This is a genomic window from Collinsella aerofaciens, assembly GCF_039062315.1.
Classification (GTDB): domain Bacteria; phylum Actinomycetota; class Coriobacteriia; order Coriobacteriales; family Coriobacteriaceae; genus Collinsella; species Collinsella aerofaciens_BG.
On sequence record NZ_JBCJBG010000010.1, the window covers coordinates 1 to 25,664 of the forward strand.

General features: G+C 61.5%; 14 protein-coding genes. 11 read left to right on the plus strand and 3 right to left on the minus strand.

What is annotated here, in order from left to right; all coding sequences use genetic code 11:
* The first annotated feature begins 302 nt into the window (after positions 1-302).
* From ABCP74_RS06295 to ABCP74_RS06310, 4 genes are all read left to right on the plus strand, one after another.
* Positions 303-2,174, plus strand: coding sequence for an ABC transporter ATP-binding protein (locus ABCP74_RS06295; protein WP_343001294.1), 1,872 nt, complete (start codon positions 303-305; stop codon positions 2,172-2,174).
* On the plus strand, positions 2,175-4,034 hold the full coding sequence (locus ABCP74_RS06300; protein WP_343001293.1) for an ABC transporter ATP-binding protein: 1,860 nt from the start codon (positions 2,175-2,177) through the stop codon (positions 4,032-4,034).
* A gap of 127 nt (positions 4,035-4,161) precedes the next feature.
* Positions 4,162-4,713: a flavodoxin family protein BilS gene (gene bilS / locus ABCP74_RS06305; RefSeq protein WP_343001292.1), complete on the plus strand. Its 552-nt coding sequence runs from the start codon at positions 4,162-4,164 to the stop codon at positions 4,711-4,713.
* Between the two features lie 801 nt (positions 4,714-5,514).
* Positions 5,515-9,603 carry a fibronectin type III domain-containing protein gene (locus ABCP74_RS06310; RefSeq protein ID WP_343001291.1) on the plus strand — a complete coding sequence of 1,363 codons (4,089 nt, stop codon included), beginning with the start codon at positions 5,515-5,517 and terminating at the stop codon, positions 9,601-9,603.
* A gap of 548 nt (positions 9,604-10,151) precedes the next feature.
* On the opposite strand, the gene ABCP74_RS06315 is transcribed toward ABCP74_RS06310, so the two are convergent.
* Positions 10,152-12,452, minus strand: a complete 2,301-nt coding sequence (locus ABCP74_RS06315) for an LTA synthase family protein (protein ID WP_343001290.1) — start codon at positions 12,450-12,452, stop codon at positions 10,152-10,154.
* A 213-nt stretch (positions 12,453-12,665) separates the two neighbouring features.
* Here ABCP74_RS06315 and ABCP74_RS06320 point away from each other — a divergent pair, with 213 nt between their 5' ends.
* From ABCP74_RS06320 to ABCP74_RS06340, 5 genes are all read left to right on the plus strand, one after another.
* The gene (locus tag ABCP74_RS06320) at positions 12,666-13,541 is read left to right on the plus strand and encodes a nitroreductase family protein (RefSeq protein ID WP_343001289.1); all 876 of its coding nucleotides are present in this window, start codon (positions 12,666-12,668) and stop codon (positions 13,539-13,541) included.
* 157 nt (positions 13,542-13,698) lie between these two features.
* On the plus strand, positions 13,699-15,726 hold the full coding sequence (locus ABCP74_RS06325; protein WP_343001288.1) for a KUP/HAK/KT family potassium transporter: 2,028 nt from the start codon (positions 13,699-13,701) through the stop codon (positions 15,724-15,726).
* Positions 15,727-15,757: 31 nt separating this feature from the next.
* The gene (locus tag ABCP74_RS06330; protein ID WP_343001287.1) at positions 15,758-15,982 is read left to right on the plus strand and encodes a hypothetical protein; all 225 of its coding nucleotides are present in this window, start codon (positions 15,758-15,760) and stop codon (positions 15,980-15,982) included.
* Positions 15,983-16,094: 112 nt separating this feature from the next.
* Positions 16,095-17,720: an ATP-binding protein gene (locus ABCP74_RS06335; protein ID WP_343001286.1), complete on the plus strand. Its 1,626-nt coding sequence runs from the start codon at positions 16,095-16,097 to the stop codon at positions 17,718-17,720.
* A 4-nt stretch (positions 17,721-17,724) separates the two neighbouring features.
* Positions 17,725-18,438 carry a response regulator gene (locus ABCP74_RS06340; protein WP_343001285.1) on the plus strand — a complete coding sequence of 238 codons (714 nt, stop codon included), beginning with the start codon at positions 17,725-17,727 and terminating at the stop codon, positions 18,436-18,438.
* Between the two features lie 95 nt (positions 18,439-18,533).
* On the opposite strand, the gene rlmKL is transcribed toward ABCP74_RS06340, so the two are convergent.
* Positions 18,534-21,110: a bifunctional 23S rRNA (guanine(2069)-N(7))-methyltransferase RlmK/23S rRNA (guanine(2445)-N(2))-methyltransferase RlmL gene (gene rlmKL, locus ABCP74_RS06345; protein WP_343001284.1), complete on the minus strand. Its 2,577-nt coding sequence runs from the start codon at positions 21,108-21,110 to the stop codon at positions 18,534-18,536.
* Between the two features lie 75 nt (positions 21,111-21,185).
* On the opposite strand from rlmKL, the gene ABCP74_RS06350 reads away from it, so the two are divergent.
* Positions 21,186-22,013, plus strand: a complete 828-nt coding sequence (locus ABCP74_RS06350; RefSeq protein ID WP_343001283.1) for an HAD-IIB family hydrolase — start codon at positions 21,186-21,188, stop codon at positions 22,011-22,013.
* A gap of 193 nt (positions 22,014-22,206) precedes the next feature.
* On the plus strand, positions 22,207-22,911 hold the full coding sequence (locus ABCP74_RS06355) for a transaldolase (RefSeq protein ID WP_343001282.1): 705 nt from the start codon (positions 22,207-22,209) through the stop codon (positions 22,909-22,911).
* 381 nt (positions 22,912-23,292) lie between these two features.
* Here ABCP74_RS06355 and ABCP74_RS06360 read toward each other — a convergent pair whose 3' ends face one another.
* Positions 23,293-25,440 (minus strand): Tex family protein, encoded by a 2,148-nt coding sequence (locus tag ABCP74_RS06360; protein WP_343001281.1) that lies wholly within the window; start codon positions 25,438-25,440, stop codon positions 23,293-23,295.
* Between the last annotated feature and the right edge of the window lie 224 nt (positions 25,441-25,664).

The window sequence follows — 25,664 nt, forward strand, 5'->3', positions numbered from 1 at the left end:
GTTTGGTGTCTCGCTGGTCCTCGGCTTTGCCTGCGGAATCGCTCGACTACCAAACAGCCCGCCGGCACCGGGACCACATCGTCCAAAATGCGCCCGTAGAGGCGCGTTAATCTGAACAATTAATCCCTTGTCTAGTGCTGCTCGTTGGCTTTGCCAAAACATGTTCGGGTGCTTTGTCTCTGTGCCTAGTTTCCTGATTGTTTCGGGGGCTTGTTCTGTGACGAGTTGATTTCATATCTCCAGGGCTCGCCGTACTATCATGAATCAGATTGAAGAGAGATGATGATAAGGAGCGCCTATACATGATTGAGCTGCTCAGGCGTTTTGGTGGTAAGTTTCGCCGGTATATGGTGGTTGGCCCTGCGTGTAAGTTGATCGAAGTGATCTTTGACCTGCTGACGCCGCTGGTGATTGCCCAGATGATCGATAAGGGCATTGGCTCGCACGACGTGAACGCCGTTATCCACTACGGTATGGTGCTTGGCGCCATGGCTGTGATCGGCATCTCGTTTACGCTCGTCTGCCAAAAGATGGCGGCGCTCACCTCGCAGGGCATGGGCACCGACATTCGCGGCGCGCTCTACGAGCACATCAATAAGCTGAGCTATGCCGAGCTCGACCGCTTTGGCACGCCCTCGCTTATCACCCGCATCACCAACGACGTCAACCAGGTGCAGCTTGCCGTGGCGCTGGGCGTGCGCATGCTCATCCGCTGGCCCTTCTTGGCGGTGGGCTCTATGTGCGCGGCCCTTGCCATCGACCTTAAGCTCGGCATGATCTTTTTGATTTGCACGCCCGCCATTGGCTTGGTGTTTTGGTTTGTCATGGTGCGCTGCATTCCGTATTACAGGCAGCTGCAGGCAAAGCTCGACCGCATTGCGCTCATTTGCCGCGAGGGGCTTTCGGGTGCCCGCGTGGTCCGCGCGTTTGTGCGCGAAGACCACGAGCGCGAGCGTTTTGCTCGTGCGGCCGACGACCAGGCGCATGTCGCCATCGCGGTGGGTAAGCTCTCGTCGGTCCTTAACCCCGTCACGTTTTTGGTGATGAATCTGGGCGTGTGCGCCATCCTGTGGGTGGGCGGCATCCAGGTCAACGTGGGTGAGCTTACGCAGGGCCAGGTCATGGCGTTTGTGAACTACATGACGCAGACCCTGACCTCCATCGTGTACGTCGCCAACCTGGTCGTTGTCTTTACCAAGGCGAGCGCCAGCGCGTCGCGCATCAATGAGGTGCTCAACTGCGAGCCGAGCATCACCGACGAGGGCAACCAGCCGGTCGCACTGCCCGAGCCGGGCAATGTCGCTCCAGTCCCTGCGCTGAGCTTTGACCATGCGAGCTTTTCGTTTGGCGCGGGCGCGGCAAATGCCGTGAGCGATGTGACCTTGGAGCTCCCGCTGGGCAAAACGCTCGGCATTATCGGCGGCACGGGTAGCGGCAAGTCCACGCTCGTCTCGCTTATCCCGCGCCTGTACGATGCGAGCACCGGCAGCGTGAGCGTGATGGGTGCCGACGTGCGCACCTGGCCGCTCGACCAGCTGCGCCGTGTGGTCGCGACCGTTCCGCAGCGCGCGTCGCTCGTGAGCGGCACGATTCGCAGCAACCTAATCTGGCGCGACGATGCGGCAACCGACGATGAGCTTTGGGCGGCGCTCGATATGGCGCAGGCGAGCGAGTTCGTGCGCAAAAAACCTCAAGGTCTGGATGCGCCGGTCGAGGCGGGTGGCAAGAACTTTAGCGGTGGCCAGCGCCAGCGCCTGACCATCGCACGTGCTCTGGTGGGCTCTCCGCAGGTCCTAATCATGGATGACTCTGCCTCGGCGCTCGACTTTAAGACCGATGCGGCGCTTCGTCATGCCATTCGCGAGTGCAGCGTGCGCGGTGCCGCCGAGGGTGGGCTGCCGCTCACGACGGTCATTGTGAGCCAGCGCGTCTCGACCGTGCGCGACGCCGACATGATCTGCGTACTCGACCACGGCTCGGTTGCGGGCCTGGGCACGCACGATGAGCTGTACGCGACCTGCCAGCTCTACCGCGAGATCTGCCAGTCACAGCTTCGCCGCGAGGAGCTCGAGGGCCAGCAGGGGAGTACGGCGTCCGCGTCTGCTCCAAGTCCCGCGCCCGCCCCAGGTGCCGCGTGCGCCCCCGCATCCGTCCGCGCAAAGGAGGGCTGCTAAATGAATCCGTACACTTCCTCCGGTTCGGTCGCCACGATGACGGCCAACGTGTCCGGCAACGATAGCCTCAACGACCTGGGCGACGGTCCGCGTCAGCCCGGCGACCCCGAGCGCTACCCCGTGGGCGCGGTAACTCGCCGCCTGCTGGGCTACGTCCGTCCGCATCGCATTTCGTTTACGGCGTCGTTTGTGAGCGCCGCAATCTCGGTGATCTTGCAACTCTATACGCCCATCCTCATCGGCGAGGGCATCGACCTTATCGTCACCGCCGGGCAGGTGGACTTCGATGCGCTGCTGCCGCTCGTTACCAAGCTCGCGATTGTCGTCGTAGATGCTGCGGCCTTCCAGTGGCTGCAGGGCTATTGCGTCAACCGCCTGTCCTACGAGACGGTGCGCGACATGCGCGTGGAGGCGAGCAACAAGCTCAGCCGCATGCCGCTCAGCTTTATCGACAGCCATGCCCACGGCGACCTTATGAGCCGCGTGGTCAACGACGTCGATCAGGTGGGCGATGGCCTGCTGCAGGGCTTTACCCAGCTATTCACCGGCGTTATCACCATCGTTGGCACGCTCGCGTTTATGCTCTCCATTAACCTGACCATGACGCTCGTGGTGGTACTCGTCACGCCGCTTTCCATTTTTGCAGCCGGTGCTATTGCCAAGCTCTCCAATAAGAGCTTCACTGCTCAACAGCGCATCCAGGGCCAACTCGGCGGTCATATCGAGGAGTATGTGGGTGAGCAAAAGCTGGTGGATGCGTTTGCTTATGGCCCGAACGCCCAAGCGCGCTTCGATGCCCTTAACGCCGAGCTCTATACGGCGGGTGAGCGCGCGCAGTTTATGGGCTCGCTTTCCAACCCCGGTACACGTTTTATCAACAACATCATCTACGCCGTGGTTGCCGTGATCGGCTGCGTGGGCGTGATCACGGGCGTGCCCGCGGCGCTTACGGTGGGCGGCGTGCAGATTTTCCTGTCCTATGCTAACCAGTACACCAAGCCGTTCAACGAGGTTACCAACGTCATTACGCAGATCCAGACCGCGTACGCCTCGGCGCGCCGCATGTTTGCGCTGCTCGATGCGCGCGAGCAGGAGCCCGACGCGTCGGACGCTGTAGAGCTTGCCGCACCGCAGGGCGAGGTGACCTTTGAACACGTGGACTTTAGCTATGTGCCCGACCGAAAGCTGTTGCAGGATATCTGCATCGATGCCAAGCCCGGCATGCGTTTTGCTCTGGTCGGCCCCACGGGCTGCGGAAAGACAACGCTCATCAATCTGCTGCTGCGTTTTTACGATATCGATGCCGGCCGCATCGCGGTCGATGGCAAGGCTTCGCGCGATTACACGCGCTCGAGCCTGCGTCGTGCCTTTGGCATGGTGCTGCAGGACACTTGGCTGTTCGAGGGCACGGTGGCGGAAAACATCGCCTACGGTTGCCCAGGAGCCACGCGCGAGCAGGTTATCGAAGCCGCCAAGCGCGCGCACGCGCACAAGTTTATCGTGCAGCTGCCGAAAGGCTACGACACGGTGATTGGCGAGGACGGCGGCACGTTTAGCCAGGGCCAAAAGCAGCTGCTGTGCATTGCGCGCGTCATGCTCACCGACCCGGCTATCTTGCTGCTGGACGAGGCGACTTCGAGTATCGATACGCGCACCGAGCTGCAGGTGCAGGCGGCATTCGACGAGCTTATGGCCGGCCGCACAAGCTTTGTGGTGGCGCACCGCCTGTCGACGATCCGCAACGCCGACTGCATTCTGGTAATGCGCGACGGCCAGATTATCGAGCGCGGCACGCACGATGAACTGCTCGCGGCAGGCGGCTTTTACGCCGAGCTCTACCGCAGCCAATTCGCCCAGTAAGCAAGCCCGCGGGGCAAATTAATCAATCGACAGACGGTGGTTTACATCTGTCACGTTAGTACTAAGATATTCATCTAATAAATTGCATTAGTGGCTTTAGTTTTGGGGGATACGAGGCAACGTGACTATGACGTGCTCTTTGGTGGTTAACAGCAAGAGCGGTAATACCAGGATGGTTTCGGGTGCGATCAAGCGCACGCTGCAGGCTGCGGGTGTTGAGTTTGTCCATGCCGCGGCGTTGAGCGACGATGCGGATGCAGATCAGGTTGCGCTCGAGGCGCAGGGCGCCTGCGCGGCCGACACGGTGCTTGTCGGTTTTTGGTGCGACAAGGGCGCGTGCACGCCTTCGGTCGCGACGTTGCTCTCAGCCTTGCACGGCAAGCGCGTCTTCCTGTTTGGCACCTGCGGCTTTGGGGCCAGCGAGGAGTACTTTAGGCAGATTATCGATCGTGTGACCTCCAATTTGGCCGATGATGCCGAGCTGGTGGGCTGGGCGATGTGCCAGGGCAAGATGGGCCCCGCGGTCAAGCAGCGCTACGAGGCCATGCTCGAGCAAGATCCCGACAACGCCCGCGCTAAGTTGCTGCTCGACAACTGGGTTGCCGCAAAGGATCACCCCACCAAGGATGATCTGGATTACATGGCTGCAGCCGCCAAAAAGGCCGTGCTGGGGGAGTAGCTCCCATCGCTGACGGCGGTCGGTCCATCTTTCTAAATGAAACGTCCTCCCGGGCGTCGGGGCACGAAGTTCCCTGCTCTACAGTCCTGCGCAAGACGAAGGCCACATTAAGTGGCCTTCTTTGCGTGCGGAACTCGCGATGAACTTCGTGCCCCGCCGTCCGGGAGGACGCCTCTTTATTGATGGGAGGCCTGATAGGTCGATGGTTCCGTGCCCGGATGCGTCCAAAGTGGGACGGGCTTTCCGGATGGGCAGGCTTTCGAAAAATGCGTCCCGGAATTTGCCTTTGGAATGGGACGTAGTTTCCCGTTGAGGTGCTTTGCGGAAAGTGCATCCCACTCTGGGCGGTCGAAGTGGGACACACTTTCCCAAAGGCGCTCCAACGGGAAATTGCGTCCCATTATTCGGTCAAGAAACGGGATGCATTTTCCCAATGAGAGCAAAACCGGAAAATGCATCCCACGATCAGCCCTCAAAGTGGGACGCCGTTTCCCAATGAGGCTCAAGCGGAAAATGCATCCCGGAATTTGCGCTCAAAGTGGGATGCGGTTTCCGGTTGAGGGTCTAAGGGGAAAGTGCGTCCCAGAATCGACGCTTGAAATGGGATGCAGTTTCCCGATGAGGCACTCGACGGAAAATACATCCCAGAAATGGCCTTTGAGCTGGGATAAGATTTCCGCGGCATCTCGGATTCTCAAAAATGAGACACGCCGTTGGCGAAAATGAGACACGTGATATCGGGCATCGGATGTATCATTTGCAAAAATGAGTCCACTCCGCTCGAATAAAGCGAGGTCCCTCATGTACGTTCCACACCCCCGTATCCGTAGGCTGTCGAAAATCCCGCTTGTTGGGACGGCGGCGCTTGCTGCGTTGATCGCCACGAGCGTCGCCTGCTTCACGGCCACGCCCCAGGTTGCCCAGGCGGCAGACGCGCCCGCAATCACCGATATGACCGAGCAGGATTATCAAGCCCTGGGTCTGGGCACGAGCGAGGACATTCCGGCCGATACCGTTGGCCCCTATTCCACTGATACCCCCACGACGTTTGCCACGCGCAGCGAGGTCTATATGGCAGCTAACGGTAGCCATGGCAATCGCTACACTCTGCGCGACAAGCTCGAGAACGTCGAGCGCGGTGACATTGGCGGCAGCAGCAAACTCACCGATGGCTATGGAAGTGTGTGGGGCGCCGCAAAGTTCTGGCAAAACGTCAACAACTTCGATACGAACAGCGATCTCTACAAGCATAGCGACTACGGTGGCGGCACCTGGTCGTACCTAAGCAACAATGAGTCCTCAACAGTACTCGCCAACGACAACAACGGTTTCTCGGGCATTCACGCCACGAGTGTTGAGTTCTGCAGCGACGCCAGCACGGGCAAAAAGAGCCGCGTTGCCGAGCTCCGTGCCTACGGCGACAGTTCCTCCACGACGATTGACGGCAAGTCATACGCCGGAAAGGTTGAGCTGGTCCTCTACTCGTTTAGCAACGGGCGTACGCGCACTCTCGACACACACTTGCCGGTGACGGTCAACACTAATATGATGTACGAAGGCCGTTTTAAGTACCTGGATGCCGGTTACCTGCAAGAGCACGACGCCGTCTTTGATGTCGAGGCGGGCGATGTCGATGGCGACGGCGTCGACGAGCTTTTTGTCTACGCGGGCTGCTATGTCGACGAGAACGGCGTGCGCAAGGCTGTAGTCGACATGTATGACTTGGAGGGCGGCAACTGGAAGCAAAGCGTCGTCAAGATCGATGCCGGTAACGCCGCGGACTACACCACGCACAACAAGGGCGGGAACGACTCCTGGACGCAGCTTCAGTCAGCTCCTGTCGTTTCGCTAGCGGCCGGCGACCTCGATCGCGATTTTTGCGATGACCTCGCCATCGTGGTCTCGGCACCCTACGGCAAGAAGAATATTGATAAGTCGACGCATTGCGAGCTGTTTTCGTGGGATGCATCCAAGGGTGCGCTCGTCCATGTCGATGCTCTGGGCGACGCGGGCGCAATCTCCCTCTCCGCGAACGGCAAGACCATGGTCGCTGCGAATGCGACGTTCGGCACGTTTGCCGCCTACGATGAAGAAGGAAAGAAGACGGGTGAAACCGTCACGGGCCTTATTCTTGCGGGCTATGACTGGCAACGCAGCGCTTTTGATTACGGCGCTTCTGACGGCAGCAAGGGGCTGTACGGCGCGCTGTACCGCTACGCGTATTTTGACTCGGAGTCTGGCGAGTTCAAGCTTTCCGATTGCAAGGAATACAGAGACGGGCTCCTCGCCTCCTATGGGCTGATGCATGTGCCCAACAGCGCATGGAAGGATAGCGCTCAGGATAAGCGCTATCCGTGCACCTTGGCGCCTATTGCCCTTGCCACTGCCAATCTTGACGGCCTGTCCGAGCAGCTGGCGGTCGACGAGGTGCTCGTGGGCGGCGATGTGTTCCGCGACTTTGCCTGCAACACGGCACAGAGCGGGGCTCAGGGCTTGGGGTCCATGGTCGGAACCATGAGCATGAGCGGTCAGCAATACAACAGCAGCAACAAGCATGACCACAAGGGTATAGAGCAGGTGTGGATCAGCGACGTCAAGGCGGGCAGCGTCTCGGGTTCGGACCGCTATAACGAGAGCTTTATCGCCGTGGTGGGCAAGCACCGCGACGAGGACCTGCGCAAGAACGATGACTACTATTGGATGACCGCCTCGCATTTTTCGCTCGACGAGAACGGAAAGGTGCGCCGCGGCGAGGAGCAGGTGATTAGCGAGAGCAACCGTCGCGGCACTACCTACGGCACATTTATCTCGCTCGCGCTGCCCGATGTCGACAACGACAGCGTCAAGATCACGTACAAGGACCGCTACAAGGTCTATACCAACCCGCGCGTGCTTGCCGTGCTGCAGGATGCGCCCTATGTTGAGGATCTGGAGCAGGCATACGGCTATCTGGTGTTGGGCGGCACGTCATACGGAGAGGAAAAGGGCACGGGGACATCCCAGGGCTATACCATTGGCGCCGAGTTGGGCGTTGCCGTCGAGGTGCAGACCGGTCCGCCCCTGGTCGCGATGAATGCTTCAGTCGATTTTGCCGCCGAGGGATGCTATGACTACCGGAGCGAGCGCACGGTCAGCGCAAGCGTAAGCTATGAGTCGCATGCCGGCGAGGGTGACAAGGCCGTGCTCTACACGATTCCGATGGTCTATTACGAGTATGAGATCGAAAATGAGGAAACTGGTGGCAAGGGCGTGATGGCGGCGCCCGTGTCGCTCGGCGCGCAGACCTCGGTCGTTAATGTCGAGGCCTATGACCGCATTGCCAAACAGCACAATATGACGCCGCTCAGCTACTTTTTGACCAACCGGTCGGGAGAACCCGGAACCTATCAAACGACGCTCAACGGCGAGACTCCCGTTGGGGATTCCTTTGGCCTGGGCAAGCCTGGCGTAACGCGCGCCTACACGCACGATGGGTTTAACGGCGCCGCCGCGCAGTCGGGGGCGAGCATTGAGCAGACCATCGAAGTCGAGGAGGGCAAGGAGCAGGAGCTCGAGCTCGGCTTGACGCTGAACGGCAGCGTTGTCATGGGCGCGAAGCTTGCAAAGCACGAGTTATTTGGCGGCCTGTGCTTTGGTGCCAACGCCGGCTTTACTACGGGTAACTCCTCGAGTGAATCGACCGAATACGGTGGTACCGTCGACAACCTGCCCGAGGCTGCGCAGAACAAGTACGGTTTTGTGTGGCGTCTGGGCGTCAACGCGGTGGATGTCGACAAGTTCGAGGCAGACTCGGGCGACAAGCTCGGCACCAAGGACACCGACCAGTTCTGGATCGTGGGCTATGACGTTAAGGACGTCGAGATGCCCGACGCGCCGGCCGTGACGGGCTTTACGGCAAACGCCGTCGATTCGACCAGCGTTACGTTTAGCTGGGACGATGTACTCGCAAACAAGAGTGGCTTTAGCTACGGCGTGGGCATGCTGCAGAGCAATGCGGCAGACGCGGTCGTCAACAGCTGGAAGATCGCCGACAATACGAAGACCTCGCTTACCTGGGACGGGTTGCAGCCCAATACGGAGTATCGATTTGCCATTGCCGCCGTTAAGAACGGATCTACGATTGAGACGGGTATTCGCTCGGCAATCATCGCGGTCAAGACCATGCCCGACGGCATGACGATGACCGTGAGCGGACCTGCGGCGGATACAGCGGAGAGGTCGGCCCTCGAGTATGTCTCTTCGGTCGAGTGCGCGGAGGGAGACAAGCTGACGCTCTCGGCGATTGGCCATGTGACGCAGCGCAATGCCGACGGAAGTGAAACGGAGCTGGCACCGTCGTATACCTGGTACCGCAAGGGCCGTGGCGAGACTGAGTTTAAGCTCGTGGGTGCCGATGGCAACCTCGCGGCTGGAACGGCCTCAAAGCTCGAGATTGACCTGACCGCAGACGATGACGGTGCGCAGTATTACTGCCACGTGGGATACAACGAGGTGGGCCTCGACACCGGCACGACGCTCGTGAATATCGAGGCCGAGGAGACGGCGCTCACAACGGTGAATGCCACCCCGATCCGCACGCGCCGCCTGTTCTCACAGGCAAGTGCGGGCGCCAAGAAGTTCCTGGACCATACGCTGGTAAACACCGCCGGCCCAACCGATTCCGAAGGCTCAAAGGACCCCGAGACTCCTGAGACCCCGACGAACCCGGACAAGCCCAAGTCCGACAACGGAGCTAAGACCGACACCAAGGTCAAGACTACGACCACAGCGAAGAACCTCGCAAACACCGGCGACCAAACATTCGCCCTAGTCGCCACCGCAGCAGCAGCGGGAGCAACGCTCGTAGTGATAGCCCTCATCATGCTGATCAAGCGCCGCAAGACCCACTAGTAGCCAGTCGAACATATCGACAACCCAAAAAAACAGGCCACCCGGGTTTTCTGTTGAGTGGAGACTCCGCAAGCGGAAACTGCGTCCCATAATTAGGCCGAGAAATGGGATGAACTTTCCCAATGAGAGCCAACCGGAAACCACGTCCCAGAATCAGCCCCCAAAGTGGGACGCACTTTCCCAACGAGCCTCAACCGGAAAATACATCCCGGAATCCAGCTGAATAGTGGGACACACTTTCCCAATCGGGTCCCAAGCGGAAACTGCATCCCATTCCAGACAAGAATTCCGGGACACACTTTCCGCAAACAAAGAAGGCCACATAACGTGGCCTTCAACTTATATATGTTCAGCGGATACCCCTATGACAAGCCGTGTCCCAACAACAAGGCGTCTGTCCGGGCGGAGGTATGTAAGGTTCATCGCGAGTTCCGCACGCAAAGGGGGCCACTTAATGTGGCCCCCGTCTTGCGCAGGACTGTCCGAGCAGGGAACCTTATATGTCTCCGCCCGGACAGACGTTTCAGTTATGAACTCGCAGCTGGTCGCTACTTGATCTTGGTCGTACCCGGTGCCAGGTTGGGGTCGGTCTCGTTGGCCTCGGTCTGGAAGTGCTCGGTGTACACGTTCTTGCCGTCGCGGAACATCTCGTAGTACTGCATCTTGGCGTAATCCTCGCGCGCCTTGGTGGCGGCTGCTGCGGCGGCGTCGTCACCGGTGACGTTGGAGGAGAGCGCCCAGCGCAGGCTGGCGTCCTCGTAGCCGACCGAGTTGATGGCGGGCAGCGACTCGCGCAGCGTCATGTGCGCTTTCTGGTAGTCGGTCAGCGGTGCGCCGATCAGCTGCATCAGCTGGGTGGACAGGTAGTTGGTGGACAGGTCGTCGACCTCGCTCGTCTGGTTGCAACCGGCAACGTCGTAGTTGGCCCAAATGATGTAGTCAGTCTGCCACAAGCGCTCCTGGTGGGTGGCGTCGTCCTCGTCGGTAAACCACTTGTCGTTGAACTTGGACGGGAAGAACGGCTGGTGGTCGCCCCAGAACACCACGACCACCTTACGGTCGAGCTTGCTCAGGGCGTTGAGGAAGTAGCGCAGCGCCTGGTCGGACTGCTCGATGCACGAGACATACTCGTCGACATCGGACAGCGTGCCGTCCTCGACGGTCTTGGTGTCCAGGTCGGTCGTGTCGATGTTGAGATGCATCTGCTTGTCGGCCGGCAGCAGGCCCGTGTCGTAGCCCGAGTGGTTCTGCATGGTCACGTCGAAGATAAACTGCGGATCGGCGTTCTGGTCGAGCAGCTCAAGAATCTTGTCGTAGGTCGCCTGGTCGGTCACCATACCGCGCAGGGTGTCGGCTCCCTGGAAGTCGTTGATGGACAGGAACTGGTCAAAGCCAAAGTCCTTGTACACGTTCTCGCGGTTCCAGTTGGTCGCGTGGTTGGGGTGCATGGCGGTGGTGGAATAGCCGAGCGACTTGAACTGCTCTGCCAGATTCCCGGTCGTTTCCATGTTGTAGATGGTGTAGGGGTACACGCCCGAGCCCAGGTTGGCCATGGAGTTGCCGGTCATAAACTCAAACTCGGTATTGGCGGTGCCGCCGCCGTAGGCGCTCACGTAGAGCTTGCCGCGGCTGAGGCAGTTGGACAGGTTTTTAAAGTACTGCGGACCCTCGTAGCCGGCGCGCATGTTCTGGTAGATCGACAGATCCGAGAAGGTCTCGTTCATGATGGCGATGACCGTGGGCTTCTCGCTGTCGAACTGCTCCTTTGCGGCGGTGCGCTCGTCACTCTTGGCCGCGTCGGACTTGTCGTAGGCCTTGGCGTACTTTTTGAGCGTGGCCTTGGCATCATCGACGGAGTAGTCGACGGGTTTGGGCGGCTTGATGGACTGCGCTGCGCTAATGAAAGCGGGCAGGTAGCCCTCGCGCCAGTAGCTCTCGAGCGGACGCCAGGTGTAGACGGTGATGCCGAGAGTGTTGTAGTAGTCGATGAGCGTAACATGCGCGGTCACACCGCCCAGGCACAGCACGGCCACGAGCAGGTTGGTGAGCAGCATGCGCTTGGCGTTGGCGGCGCCCTTCTGACGGTGCGGTGCCACCAGGCCAGCGTACTCGCACAGCAGCATGGCGATGGCGGTAAAGCCCATGGACAGCACGCAGAACAGCGAGATGGAGAAGGTGTAGCCGGTGCCGGCGACCGCGGCGGCGGTGGAGATGGCCGAAAGGTCGCCCGGCTGGATGGGCATGGACTTAAACGTGATAACGAAGAACTCGGCAATGCCCAGGATAAAGAGGGCAAAGGCCAGGACCGCGGGGGCTGCGCCGTGGCGCTGGAATAGGAAGAACAAGCCGACCATGAGCGTGGTGATGATGGCCCACTCGAGCAGGATGCACAGGGGGTAGACCCAGGTAAAGTCGTGGTTGGACGATACCTCCATGCCCAGCAGCGCAAAGACGCCGGCGAGCAGCAGGCACAGGACGGCGGCGACGAGCGGTTTGCCCACAAAGGCGCCGCGCAGGCGGGCGAGCTTGCCGGTGGGGGCGGGGGCGTCGGGCGCGGCGAACGCAAAGACGCGCGGGGCGATGCGGTCGCGTGCGATGCTGGCCCAAGCGCAGCCGGTGAGGATGGCGTTGGTCAGGATGAGCATCACAAAGGCGAGCGGCTCGTTTTGAGCGACGAGGCCCACGGCGCCCCAAATAGTCAAAAAGACCTGGAACAGGCCGAAGGCGACGCTCCAGGCGAAGGCGCCCTTGGTGACGGTGCCTGACTGTGCGCGAATGGCCTTGGCCTCGCGCAAGACAAGGTAGACGGTCGCCGCAAGACCGACGAGCGAGATGGCGGCAGCGAACATGCTGAGACTCCTCACAAACTAAAACCTACGAAAGCGGGGGTTTACCCGATTGTTACCAAGATATGCGCTGCATTTGCGGGCTGCGCACAACAACCAGCCATATTAACGCGCACGTGTGGCGGTGTGGCGCAATGTAGTGGCGACCTGCGCGATAATGGACGGGAATTACACGGAAACGTAAAGGCTTCTTAAAGAATTGGCGAGGGTAGGGCGATGAACGAGCAGGTTTGTATGACGGGCGCCGAGTACTGCGGCAGAGCTGCGGGCGTGGATACGAACGGTTATCCGGTCGAGACTACGGGCAATGCGGTGCTGGACACGTTGGAGCACCGTTCCTCCACGCGTGCCTTCGCGCGTGATGACAACGACCGTCCCGTGGCGGTGACCGACGAGCAGCGTGCGGCGATTTTGCATGCGGCGAGTCGCGCACCGTCGGCGGGCGCCATGATGATGTATTCCATCGTAAGCATTCGCGCGCAGGCTACGCTGGACCGTCTGGCCGATCTGTGCGACCATCAGCCCATGATCGCCAAGGCGCCCTGGGCACTAATATTTGTGGTCGATTATGCCAAGTGGATCGATCTGTTTGAGCACGTGGGCTGCTTTGAGCCCGAGTTTGTCGAGCGCACGGGCAAGGCGCCCCGTCGTGCACCGGGTTTGGGCGACTTTGCCATCGCGGCCCAGGACGCCGTGATCGCCGCGCAAAACGCCGTGGTTGCCGCCGAGGCCCTGGGGCTGGGGAGCTGCTACATCGGTGATATCGTCGAGAATGCCGAGGAAGTTGCCGAGCTGCTCGATCTGCCGCCCTATACCATGCCGCTGTCGATGCTCATCATCGGCACGCCCCGTAAGGAGCGTCCGGCAATCGCGCACCCCGTGGTGAACCTGGTGCACGAGGAGCGCTACTGCCGTGCGGATGCCGCGACCATGGATGCGCAGGTGGCCGAGATGGACGCGATGTTCCGTCCGCACGCCCGCGAGGTGGGGGAGCGCGTCGTGGACATCTATACCCGCAAGCACACCAGTCCCTTTATGGCCGAGATGAGCCGCTCCATGGAGTGGTGGTTCAAAAACTGGCTTGGAAAATGACGAATGTGACAAAGGGACGGTCCCTTTGTCACATCACATATCGCCGCGGTAGCCTAAAGACTGTATAAATCTTTATCTAGCTGGGAAAACAGTGCATTAAAACATGGCCGATTACCTATAATCCTTTCGAACGTTAAAGTTGGGAGGAAACCGGCTTATGGAACAAAAGGCCAAGGAGGCAGCCTCGCACGCTGCGATTCCTGTGAGCATCTCGGCGATGCTCGTCACGCTGGGCGTGGTGTACGGCGATATCGGCACCAGCCCTATGTATGTAACCAAGGCGCTCGTTGCCGGCAACGGCGGCATCGGAAGTGTGACGGAGGAGTTCGTGCTTGGCGCGCTCTCCCTTGTCGTGTGGACGGTCACGCTGCTGACCACCATCAAGTATGTGCTCATCTCGCTGCGCGCCGATAACCATGGTGAGGGCGGCATCTTTGCCCTGTACAGCCTGGTCAAGCGCTGCGGCAAGTGGCTTATCATCCCCGCCATGCTGGGTGGCGCCGCGCTGCTCGCCGACGGCATCCTGACGCCGGCCGTTACCGTTACCACGGCCATCGAGGGCCTGCGCACCATCCCGGCGGTCCATGCCGTGCTGGGCGATGACCAGGGCCGCGTCGTCGCCATTACGCTCGCCATCATCATCGCGCTCTTCTTGGTACAGCGCATCGGTACGGCCAAGATCGGTCACGCCTTTGGTCCCATCATGACGCTGTGGTTCCTGTTCTTGGGCGGCACGGGTCTGTTCTTTGTCTTCCAGCACCCCGCCGTGCTGCTGTGCCTCAACCCGGTGCGCGGCATCGCCTTTTTGCTAAGCCCCAACAACCACGCGGGCATCATGATTCTGGGCAGCTGCTTCCTCGCCACCACCGGTGCCGAGGCGCTCTACTCCGACATGGGCCACGTCGGCCGCGGCAACATCTACGCCACCTGGCCGTTCGTTAAGTGCTGCCTGCTGCTTTCCTATATGGGCCAGGGTGCTTGGCTTATGAACAACGCTGCCAACCCCGAGCTCATGGGCATTGCCGACCTCAACCCGTTCTACCAGATGCTCGCCCCGGGCCTGCGCCCGTTTGCCGTCGGCCTTTCCACCATCGCGGCCATCATCGCCTCGCAGGCGCTCATCACCGGCGCATTCTCGCTGGTGTCCGAGGCCAGCCGCCTGGACCTTATGCCGCACATGCAGGTCTTCTACCCTGCCGAGACCAAGGGCCAGCTCTACATCCCCATGGTCAACAACGTCATGCTTGTCGGCTGCGTCATCGTGGTGCTGCTGTTCCAGAACTCGGCGCATATGGAAGCCGCCTACGGCCTTGCCATTACGCTGACTATGATGTGCACCACGCTGCTGCTCTTCTTCTACCTGCACGAGGAGCGCAAGCTCAAGGTTGCTCCGTGGATCTTCGCGGCCTTCTTCCTTTTGCTCGAAGGCTTCTTCTTCGTGAGCTCGCTCACCAAGTTCTTCCACGGCGGCTACTTCACCATCCTCATGGCTGCACTCATCATGGGCATTATGGTGTGCTGGTACAACGGCACGGCGGTCGAGCAGCGCCAGTTTACGCTGCTGCCGCTGCGCAGCTACCTGCCGCAGCTCAAGCGCCTGCGCGACGACGACCGTTACGAGCTCATGAGCGACAACATCGTGTACCTGACCAAGGACACCAATACCGACTACATTGACCGCGATATCGTCTATTCGATTCTGGACAAGCATCCCAAGCGCGCCCGCGCCTGGTGGTTCGTGAACGTCGAGACCATGGACGAACCGCATACCTTTGCCTATTCGGTCGAGACGTTTGGCACCGACTATGTTTTCCGCGTGCATCTGTACCTGGGCTACAAGGTTAACCAGCGCGTGAACGCCTACCTGCGCCAGGTTGTTCAGGACCTGGCTGCTACCGGCGAGCTGCCGCCGCAGATGCATGACTACTCGGTCTACAAGGATCCGGGCAACATCGGCACGTTCAAGTTCGTCATGATCCGCAAGCTCCTGGCGCCCGAGAGTGACGTGGAGCCGAGCGAGCGCACGGCCATCACGCTCAAGTACATCATCCGCCGCGCCGCCGGTACGCCGGCGCGCTGGTATGGCCTGGAGAACTCCAACGTGAGCTTTGAGTATGTGCCGCTGTTCACCAAGTTCAAGGCTGTGAACAAGATGCAGCGCCTGGCCCCCAACGAGCGCCCGTAGGCGCCGACAGGCTGCATGGAGTTGGTTTTCGATGGACAAGATTGAGATCGAGGGGGCAAACATGGATGCAAAGATGCTTGATGGCCGCGAGGCGGTTGCCGAGATGGTGCGTGAGGCGCGCGTCGACGCCGCCGAAGATCGGTTCTTTACGAATCGTGCCAACATGGACATGACCGATCGTGTGATTTCGATCGTGGCACTGGTATTTGGAGCGGTGTGCGTGTGCGCACTGCTCGCGCACGTGCTGTTTGTCTAGCGGCTGCCGGTCGTAGAAGGCTTTACACTTGGAACCACCACAAGGGAAACCACCACAAAGGTGCCTGTCCCTTTGTGGTGGTTTTTGTTTTTGAGAGAGGGGCGGGGCGCTGATGGACGTCCGTGCGGACGGCGATATTGCCGACAACTTTTGGTGGCGGCGCACAACGCTGACGCGCCGCGGCCCTCTGTATGACGCCTGCGTATCGGTGGGGCTGCTGGTCGCGGCGACGATTGTGGGCGCGCTGCTCGACCATCCGGGTCTCGCGCCGAGCATCATGATCGTCTATGTGTTCGCCGTTCAGCTGTGCGCATTCTTTACTTGGAGTCGCCTGTATTGCTTGCTGAGCTCGGCTGCCGCCGTGGCGCTCTACAACTTCTTGTTTATCGACCCGCGCTACTCGCTGTCGCTTATCGATCGCGTCTATCCCGGCATGTTCTTCATCATGTTCGTGGTCTCGCTTGTGTCGAGCTCGATTGCGTTGGCCCTGCGCCGCGCCTTGGCACAGGCTGCCGCCAGCGACCGCCGCACGCATATGGTGCTCGAGACCAACCGCATGTTGCAGCGCTGCGCCGATCAGCAGCAGATTGTTCACGCTATGGCCACGCAGCTGGCGCGTCTTTCGGGCCGTCCGGTCGTGTGGTACGGCGCCGACGCCGAGGGCGATGACCTGCTGCCGCGTGCGACATACACGGCCGTGGGCGATGCCGCGCCGGTGCACGAGCTGGCGCCGCAGATGCCGCCGCGGCTCTCGGCGTCCGCCTATGTGGGTACGCCGCTCGATGCCACCTATGGCGGCTCGGCGTTTTATGGCATCTACCTGACGGTTCGCACGGGCGACGGCTTCGTGCGCTCGGGCAACCCCGCCTCGGTGGTGGGCGTGCTGGCTATCGTTGCCGAGCCCGACGTGCTGACGCATGAGGAGCGGACACTTGCCGATGCCATCGTGAGCGAAGGCGAGCTGGCGCTCGACCGCGCCCGCGCCATGGAGGCCCGCGAGGAGGCGGCGGTGCTCGCCAAAAACGAACAGCTGCGCGCCAACCTGCTGCGCTCCATCTCGCATGATCTGCGCACGCCGCTTACCAGTATTTCGGGTAATGCCGACGTGCTGCTCGATCAGGGCTCGACCGGCACCGCGGTGCTCGATGCCCAGACGCGCCGCGGCCTGCTTCTATCCATTCGCTCGGATGCGCTGTGGCTCAACGCCACCGTCGAGAATCTGCTCGCCATCACCAAGCTCGAGGGTGGCGGTATGCACCTGTCGACCACGCTCGAGCTCATGGACGATATCGTCGAGGAGGCGCTGCGCCACGTGAACCCTGCCGTGCGCGAGCACGACCTTAAGGTGGTGGCGTGCGATGAGCCGGCGCTCGTCAACGTCGATGCACGCCTGATGGTGCAGCTGGTGGTCAATCTGGTGAACAACGCCATCACCTATACGCCCGCGGGCTCGCATATCATGATTTCGATTAGCGTCGACGATGGACGCGTGGCGTGCTCGGTGGCCGATGATGGTCCGGGCATCGCACCCGAGGATCGCGAGCGGATCTTTGAGTCGTTCTATACCGCCAACCATGGTCTGGCAGACAGCCACCGCAGCGTTGGCCTGGGTCTTTCGCTCTGCCGTTCCATTGCGTTGGCGCATGGCGGTAGCATAGAGGTTGCCGCGGCGGACCCGCACGGTTCGGTCTTTACGATTGAACTTCCCGCCGCCGACGTTTCGTTTGATAAGGAGTAGCGCTGTGCCGAACTCTGCCGTAAAACCGCTCATCTTGGTCGTTGAGGACGACCCCGCCGTTCGCAATCTTATTGTTGCCGCGCTCGAGGCGCACGGCTTGCGCCATATGGCTGTGGAGACCGCCCATGCCGCCATCGCCGCCGCCTCGTCGCAGGCGCCGAGCATTGTGCTGCTCGATCTGGGCCTGCCCGATATGGACGGCGTCAAGGTGGTGGAGTCGGTGCGCGCATGGTCGGGCATGCCGATTATCGTGGTCTCGGCGCGCAGCGAGGATGCGGACAAAATCCGCGCGCTCGATGCCGGTGCCGACGACTATCTGACCAAGCCATTTTCGGTCGAGGAACTGCTCGCGCGCATTCGCACGACGCTCAGGCGCCTTTCGTATGCGCAGACGGGCGGCGTTGTCTCCGAGGGCTCGTTCGATACCGGTGAGCTGCATATCGATTTTGATGCCGGCATCGCCATGATGGATGGTGAGGAACTGCATCTGACGCCGATCGAGTATAAGCTCCTGTGCCTGCTGGCGCATAACGCCGACAAGGTACTGACGCACCAGTTTATCCTGCACGAGATTTGGGGCACGGCAACTAAGAGCGACCTGGCGAGCCTGCGCGTCTTTATGGGTACGCTGCGTAAGAAGATTGAGTCCGACCCCGCGCATCCGCGCTATATCCAGACGCACGTGGGTATTGGTTACCGATTGGTCATCCAGGGATAGGTCGGCATCCGCCATCCCAATATGAGTTGCGGTGAAATACGGTCTAAATTTGCCTAATTCCAGGCAAAACAGTCCGTATTCCACCGCAACGTTGTCTATTTGCCCTTGGGCTTGCTGGCGTAGAACTTCTTCTTTTTGGACTTGCCGGCAGGGGAGGGTTTGCCAGCAAAGTTGGACTTGCCGTTGCCGTGCGGCCCCTGGTCGCCTGCCTGCGCGTGCGCGGGCGCTGCCGCGCGAGGCTTGCGGGCCTCGGGGTTGCGCAGCTCCTCGGTTCGCTCGGCAATCTCCTCGGCGCTAAAGCCGACCTCGGCCATGGCGTCCTCGATGGGCAGGCGGCGCACGATATAGCAGTGGTGCACCTTCTGGTTGCGCGCGAAGTCCTCGGGAATGGTCTGCGTCGTAATGTCCTCCAGCACGACGCCCGCGCGCGCGAGCTTGCGCGTCTCGGGGCGGAAGCCGCGCAGGTTGCAGCTAAAGATGGCGTGGCCGCCCTGTGCGAGCAGGCGCGATACGCCGACCAACAGCTCAACATGGTCGCGCTGGACATCCCAGGTACGGCGGCCCATCTTTGACGAGTTCGAGAACGTGGGCGGGTCGACAAAGATCAGGTCCCAGCGGTTGCGCGTCTGGCGCTGGTCACGAATCCAGGCGAGCACGTCGTCGCGCACAAAATGATGCTGCGGACCAACAAAGCCGTTCTGGCGCATATTGCGCTCGGCCCAGTCCAGATAGGTGTTGGAGAGGTCGACCGTCACGGTTTCCTCGACGCCGCCATCGGCCGCGTAGCAGGTGGCGGTGCCGGTGTAGGCAAACAGGTTGAGGAAGCGGCGCGCCTGCTTGGCGTGCTCGCGCACCAGGTTGCGCGTGACGCGGTGATCCAGGAAGATACCGACGTCCAGGTAGTCGTCAAAGTTGACGGCGAAGGTGAGTCCGCCCTCTTCGATGAGCGGCAGACGGCGGCGTGCGATATTGGCGCGCTCGCCCGATGCGCCCTTGCCGGCGCCCTGTTTGCCGTACTGCGAGCCGCCGCGCGAACGCATGCGGGCCTTGGCGTGCACATGCTCGGCCGGAACATCAAGGATACGCGGCGCGATGGCCAGAATGTCGAGCATACGGGCCTGGGCCAGCGCGGGGTCGATGGTCTTGGGCGCGGCGTATTCGGCAATGACGAGCCAGCGGCCCGGCGTCTGCGGGCAGCCCTCGTACAGGTCGATGGCGGCGGAGTAGTCGGGTAGGTCGGCATCGTAGACGCGGTAGCAGCTCACGCCCTCGCGCTTGGCCCACTTGCGGCGCAGACGGGCATTCTTGCGCAGGCGGTTGGCGAACTGCTCGGACTCGGGGATGAGCACGGGCAGCGGTTTGCCGTCGCCCAAGTTGAGTGTGGCGGTAGGTTCGGGCATGAGGGTGTCGGCGGCTTCGCCTTGAGCGTCTGCGGTCTGCTCCTCGGCATCCGCGCTGGTCGCAGCCTCAAACGCTGCGGCGGCGTGGTCGAGCGAAGGCCAAACCTCAATAGCCGCCTCCTCGTTATTGGGCATGACGGCGATGGAGCGCGCGGGCTCGGCATGGAGCGCGCGGGCCATAAGGCCATCGCGGGTGAGTGCGGCGACCGGTGCCGAAGCGAGCTCGGGCGCGCGGCGCAGCTCGCCGACCAGCGTCATGGCGTCGTGCATGAGCGAAAGCGGGGTCTCGGTGGTGTCTGCGACCACGGCGGCACCGGCGACGGCGCCCGCATGGTCCAGCACGGTGGCGGGCTTGGCGGCACAAAAGTCGACAAAACGCTTGTAGCCGGCGCACTTGACCATGCGCTCGGCAGTCTTGCGGGCGGCGGGGTCGATGTCTACGGCCACGATGCGCGCCTGGCGCTCGCGCGCTGCCGCTTCGCGCTCGCGCGCCCCGGCAAGCAGCTGCTCCCACAGGGCGGCGTCGTGCAGCTGCCAGCCCTCAAAGCCCCAGCGCTCGCGTGCGGCACCTGGGGCGCGGTCGGTCAGAATGTTCACGGCTTCCAGCAACAGGCCGCCGCCGGCGCACGAGGCATCGATCAGCGTGGGAAGGGCTTCGTTCTCGTAATCGTCGGCCGTCAACTCGCGCTCGCACAGTGCGGTCCAGCCGACCTGCGCCAGCACCAGGGCGGCGTAGTCGGGGCGCAGCACGTGCGTGCCCTCGCCGGCGCGGGTCGCTGCGGGCGGCAGGCGTTTGAACAGCGGGTCGCCCGAAAGGTCCAGGCTGATGCTCGCGCGGCGCTGACGCAGCGAAAGCAGCAGGTGAACATCGGGATCGGCGGCGTCGACATCGGCGCGACGGCCCGTGGTTTCGGCCAAGCGGTCGCACAATGCGTCCTTGGCGCGCAGGGCCGAGAAGCGCGTGTTGCGCAGCTGCTCGGTCACGCCGCGGGCGGTGATGGCGATGGTGGCACCGGGTCGGATGATGGTTTCCCAGGCGATGTCGTAAACGCTGTCGTACAGTTCATCGGCATCCTGCGCCTCAAAGCGCCCGAGTACCACGAACACACGGCTCGCCAGGCGTGACCACAGACAGGCGCGGTAGCCTTCTTCGAGCTCGCCCTCAAATGTAGCGCGGCCCTTCAGCCGGCGAACATGCGAAAGCCCGAGGCGTTTAAGCTCATCGGCGAGTGCGGACTCAAAGCCCTCGGGGCAGCTTGCGTAAAATTCCATGGGTGACCTCTCTGGTTGCGTCGCTCCATTATATGATGGATGCTTCGTTTACTCTCGCCCCCGAAAGGAACCCATATGATTGATGCGTGCCCCGATTCCGCCGTGCTCTTTTTTGACGTGGACGGCACGCTGACGTCGTTCGATCCCGACAACATGACCGACAAGGACTTTTCGGCGGTTCGCCCCTCGCAGGCGGTCGTCGAGGCGTTTCATCGCCTGCGCGACGCAGGGCACAAGGCATTTATCTGCACGGGTCGTCCCTTGTGGCTGATTGCCGATGGCCTGCGCGCGCTGAACCCGGCGGGTGTCGTTGCCATGGCGGGAGCGACGCTCGAGGTTGAGGGCCGCGTGGTGCATGAGGACTGCTTTGACGAGGACGTTATCGAGGAGCTTGCGCGCCGTATGGCCGCGGCAGGGATTGAGGCCTTTTTCGAGACCAACGTGGCTACTTTTGCCCTGGAACCCGCGGGTATTGAGCGGTCGTCTCTGATCGGCACTTCTGTGGTGCACAGCGCCGAGGAAATGCGCGTCGACGGCCGTCTGCGCGTGGGCAAGGTAGGCCTCAATGCGCCCAGTTTGGCTCGCGTGGCCAACGATGACGGCTTTATCGATCGCGAGTTTGAGCTGTGCAACACCGGTGGTCAGAATCGCGAGCTGAGTCCCAAGGGCATCGACAAGGGCGTGGGCGTGGCGCGAGCGCTGGAATACCTGGGTCGCACCGGCAACGCGCGCACCTTTGGCTTTGGCGATTCCGGCAACGATCTGGGTATGCTCGCCGCTGTCGAGACGGCCGTGGCCATGGGCAACGCCATGCCCGAGGTCAAGGCGCTCGCCGACTACGTGACTGATGATGTCGCACACGACGGCACCGTCACAGCGATGCAGCATTTCGGCCTCATCTAATGAATCCCGCGTTCTGACGTTTGCTCAAATTGCGACTCTTTGCTTTTGCATGCTCAACCGATTTATCAATCCAAATACTGAGGTGTTTATACCGTTCGCCGAGAAGATAAAAAACCGCAGCTCACGCCTTGATAAACGTAGGTAAAGTGTTTAGCAGTTTATCGGCCGTATGCTAACGAAAGGAATCAGGCAGATGGCAATCAAGGTGTTCGCTGACGGTGCAAACCTCGAGGGCATGCTCGACATGTACGAGAACGGCAACGTTCAGGGTTTCACGACCAACCCGTCCCTTATGAAGAAGGGCGGCGTGACGGATTACCGTGCGTTTGCCAAGGAGGTCCTGGCCCACATCACCGATGTATCCGTCTCGTTTGAGGTCTTTGCCGACGATGTCGAGACCATGGAGGTCGAGGCGCGCGAGATCGCTACCTGGGCCGAGAACGTCTACGTCAAGATTCCGTGCGTGACCACCAAGGGCGAGTCCACCGCCGAGCTGGTGCGCAAGCTTTCGGCCGACGACATCAAGGTCAACGTTACCACTATCTTTACGCCCGAGCAGGTCGACGAGATGGTCGAGGCCGTTGACACCGAGACGCCGTCCATTATCTCGCTCTTTGCCGGCCGTATCGCCGATACCGGCGTCGATCCCATTCCGTTTATGACGGAGTCGGTCAAGAAGGCCGCCGCCAAGCCCAACTGTGAGGTCCTGTGGGCGTCCACGCGCGAGCTCATCAACATTTATCAGGCCGAGGCCTGCGGTTGCCAGATTATCACGGTACCCAACAGCATCCTGGCCAAGCGCAAGAATATCGGTCGCGACCCGTACGAGGTCTCGCTCGACACCGTGCGCGGCTTTGCCAAGGATATCGCCGCTTTGGGCTTCCATATCCTGCCGTAACGCGAACACTGGCTACGCCGCGGGCTGCTCGCCCCGGCCTTTCCTTTCCCTATCGCTCACGCGCTTCGCGAGGGTCGCGCTAGGCAAAGGAAAGGCCGGGGCTGCCGACACGAGCTTGCCAGTAGGTTGGCGATAGGCTTCCATATCCTGCCGTGGGCAAAGGTACCCCTGCCTGCGCCGTGCAAAATTGAGAGTATTCAGCAAGGTAAAGGCTTTTACCAGTTGGGTGAAGCACGGAACAGCCCCCGTTCTGGCTCTAATGTCGCTAAAACGGGGGCTGTTTTTGACGTTATTGTCTCTGTGGGGCGTTCGGAACGGCGGAAATTGCAGAATACTCGCGATTTTGCACGTCGCTACAGGGGGTACCCCTGCTTTGGCGGTTTACTTTCCCTGCACCATGGTGAGGGAGATCTTTTTGCGGTCGCGATCGACCTTCTCGACCCACACCTTGACCGTGTCACCGACGTGCACCACGTCGCTGGGGTGCTTGACAAAGCGGTTGGCCAGTTTGGAGATGTGCACGAGGCCGTCCTGGTGCACGCCCACGTCGACGAACGCGCCAAAGTCGACGACGTTGCGCACTGTGCCCTTGAGCTCCATGCCGGGCTCCAGGTCATCGATGGAAAGTGCTGAGCGGCTAAAGACCACCTCGGGCGCGTCGTCGCGCGGGTCGCGACCGGGCTTCTTGAGCTCGTTGACAATGTCGATGAGCGTCAGGGTGCCGCAGTCCAGGTCGCTTGCCAGCGCCGAGATACTGCCCAGACGGCGCTCGATGTCGGGCACGCCGCCGCGGCTGAGCTCGCTTGCCGCAACGCCGGCGCGCTCCAGGACGGCCGTCGCCACCTCGTAGCTCTCGGGGTGGACGCTTGTCGCGTCAAGCGGGTTCTTGCCGCCACTGATGCGCAAAAAGCCCGCGGCGTTGAGATATGCCTTGGGTCCCAGCTTGGGGACCTTCTTGAGCTGGCGACGATCGGTAAAGGCTCCGTTTTCCTCGCGGTAGGCCACGATATTCTTGGCTACGCTCGGTGTGATGCCCGATACGTATCCCAGCAGGCTTGCGCTCGCGGTGTTGACGTCGACGCCCACGCGGTTGACGACGTCCTCCACCACATGGCCCAACGTGCGCGAAAGCTCGGCCTGGTCAAGGTCGTGCTGGTACTGGCCAACGCCGATGGACTGGGGCGGGATCTTGACGAGCTCTGCCAGCGGGTCTTGCAGGCGGCGGCCCAGGCTCATGGCGCCACGCACGGTGACGTCCAGGTCGGGATACTCCTGGCTGGCGAGTTCGGAAGCCGAGTACACCGACGCGCCGGCTTCGTTAACGATGGTGTAGCGAAGGCTGGGCGCCTGCTCGGCAATGAACTCCGAGACGACTTCCTCGGTCTCGCGGCTGGCGGTGCCGTTGCCGATGACGATGGTGTTGACGCTGTCCTTCTTGACGAGGCGGGCGAGCTCGCGCTTGGTGCCGGCGACGTCGTGGCGCGGCTTGGTGGGGTAGACCACGCCGTGGTCGAGCAGCTTGCCGGTCTCGTCCATAACGGCGACCTTGCAGCCGGTGCGGTAGCCCGGATCGAGCGCGAGCACGCGGGCGCCACGGACGGGGCGTGCCGAGAGCAGGCCCTCGAGATTCTTGGCAAAGACGTTGATAGCCTCGGTCTGCGCACGGACGGTGAGTTTGGCGCGGGCTTCGCGCTCCAGCGAGGGGGCCATGAGGCGCTTGTAGCCGTCGGCGATGGCGGCATCGAAGACGGGCGCGAATACGCCCTGGCGTCGGGGCCAACGGCTGCCGAGGCGTGCCGTGGCGGCGGCGCCGTCGACGTTCACGCGCACGCGGAGCTTGCCCTCGCGCTCGCCGCGGTCGATAGCCAGCACGCGGTGGTTGGGTATACGGCGCAGCGGCTCGTCAAAGTTGTAGTAGGGCTCGTAGGGGGTCTTCTCGGCGGGGCCTGTGGCTTCGACGACGATATCGGCGGTGTTCTGCGTAAAGGCGCGCAGGTCGGCGACGTTCTCGGGGTCCTCGGCCACCGTCTCGGCCACGATGTCCGCCGCCCCGGCGAGCGCCTTTTCGGGCGTGTTGAAGCCGGCGTCCTCGTTGACGTAGGCCGCGGCGGCATCGAGCGCGCTGCCCTTGGCCGAGGCCTGCATGATGATCATGTTGGCAAGCGGCTCCAGGCCTGCCTCGCGGGCCTTCTGCGCGCGAGTCATGCGCTTTTTGCGGTAGGGCTTGTAGAGGTCCTCGACACGCTGGAGCTGCGTGGCCTCGCGAATTTGCTGCTCAAGCTCTGGCGTGAGTTTGCCCTGGGCGTCGATGAGCAGAATGACGTCCTCTTTGCGCTGTTCAAGATTGCGCAGGTAGGACAGGCGCTCGTCGAGTGCGCGCAGGGCGACGTCGTCCATTCCGCCTGTGGCTTCCTTGCGGTAGCGCGAGATAAAGGGGATGGTGTTGCCCTCGTCGATGAGCTTGACGGCCGCCTCGATGTTGGCGGCCTTAAGGTTGAGCTCGCGGGCGAGCTGGGCGATAAGATCCATGGGACTCCTTGCGTTTAAGGTGCGTTTGCAACACAGGGCTACCAAGGATACCACCCGTCCCAAAAGACTGTTTTTGGGGCCGCGCCACGAAAACGGTCTATCTACTACGTTTGAACCGTATGGGTCGACCATACCTGGTTTTTCCGAAAATCGACAAGCCGTCTACCTGCGGTTTTTTCTTCGCGAAATTTGGCATGGTTGAGGGCGATCGGTTAAACGTAGTA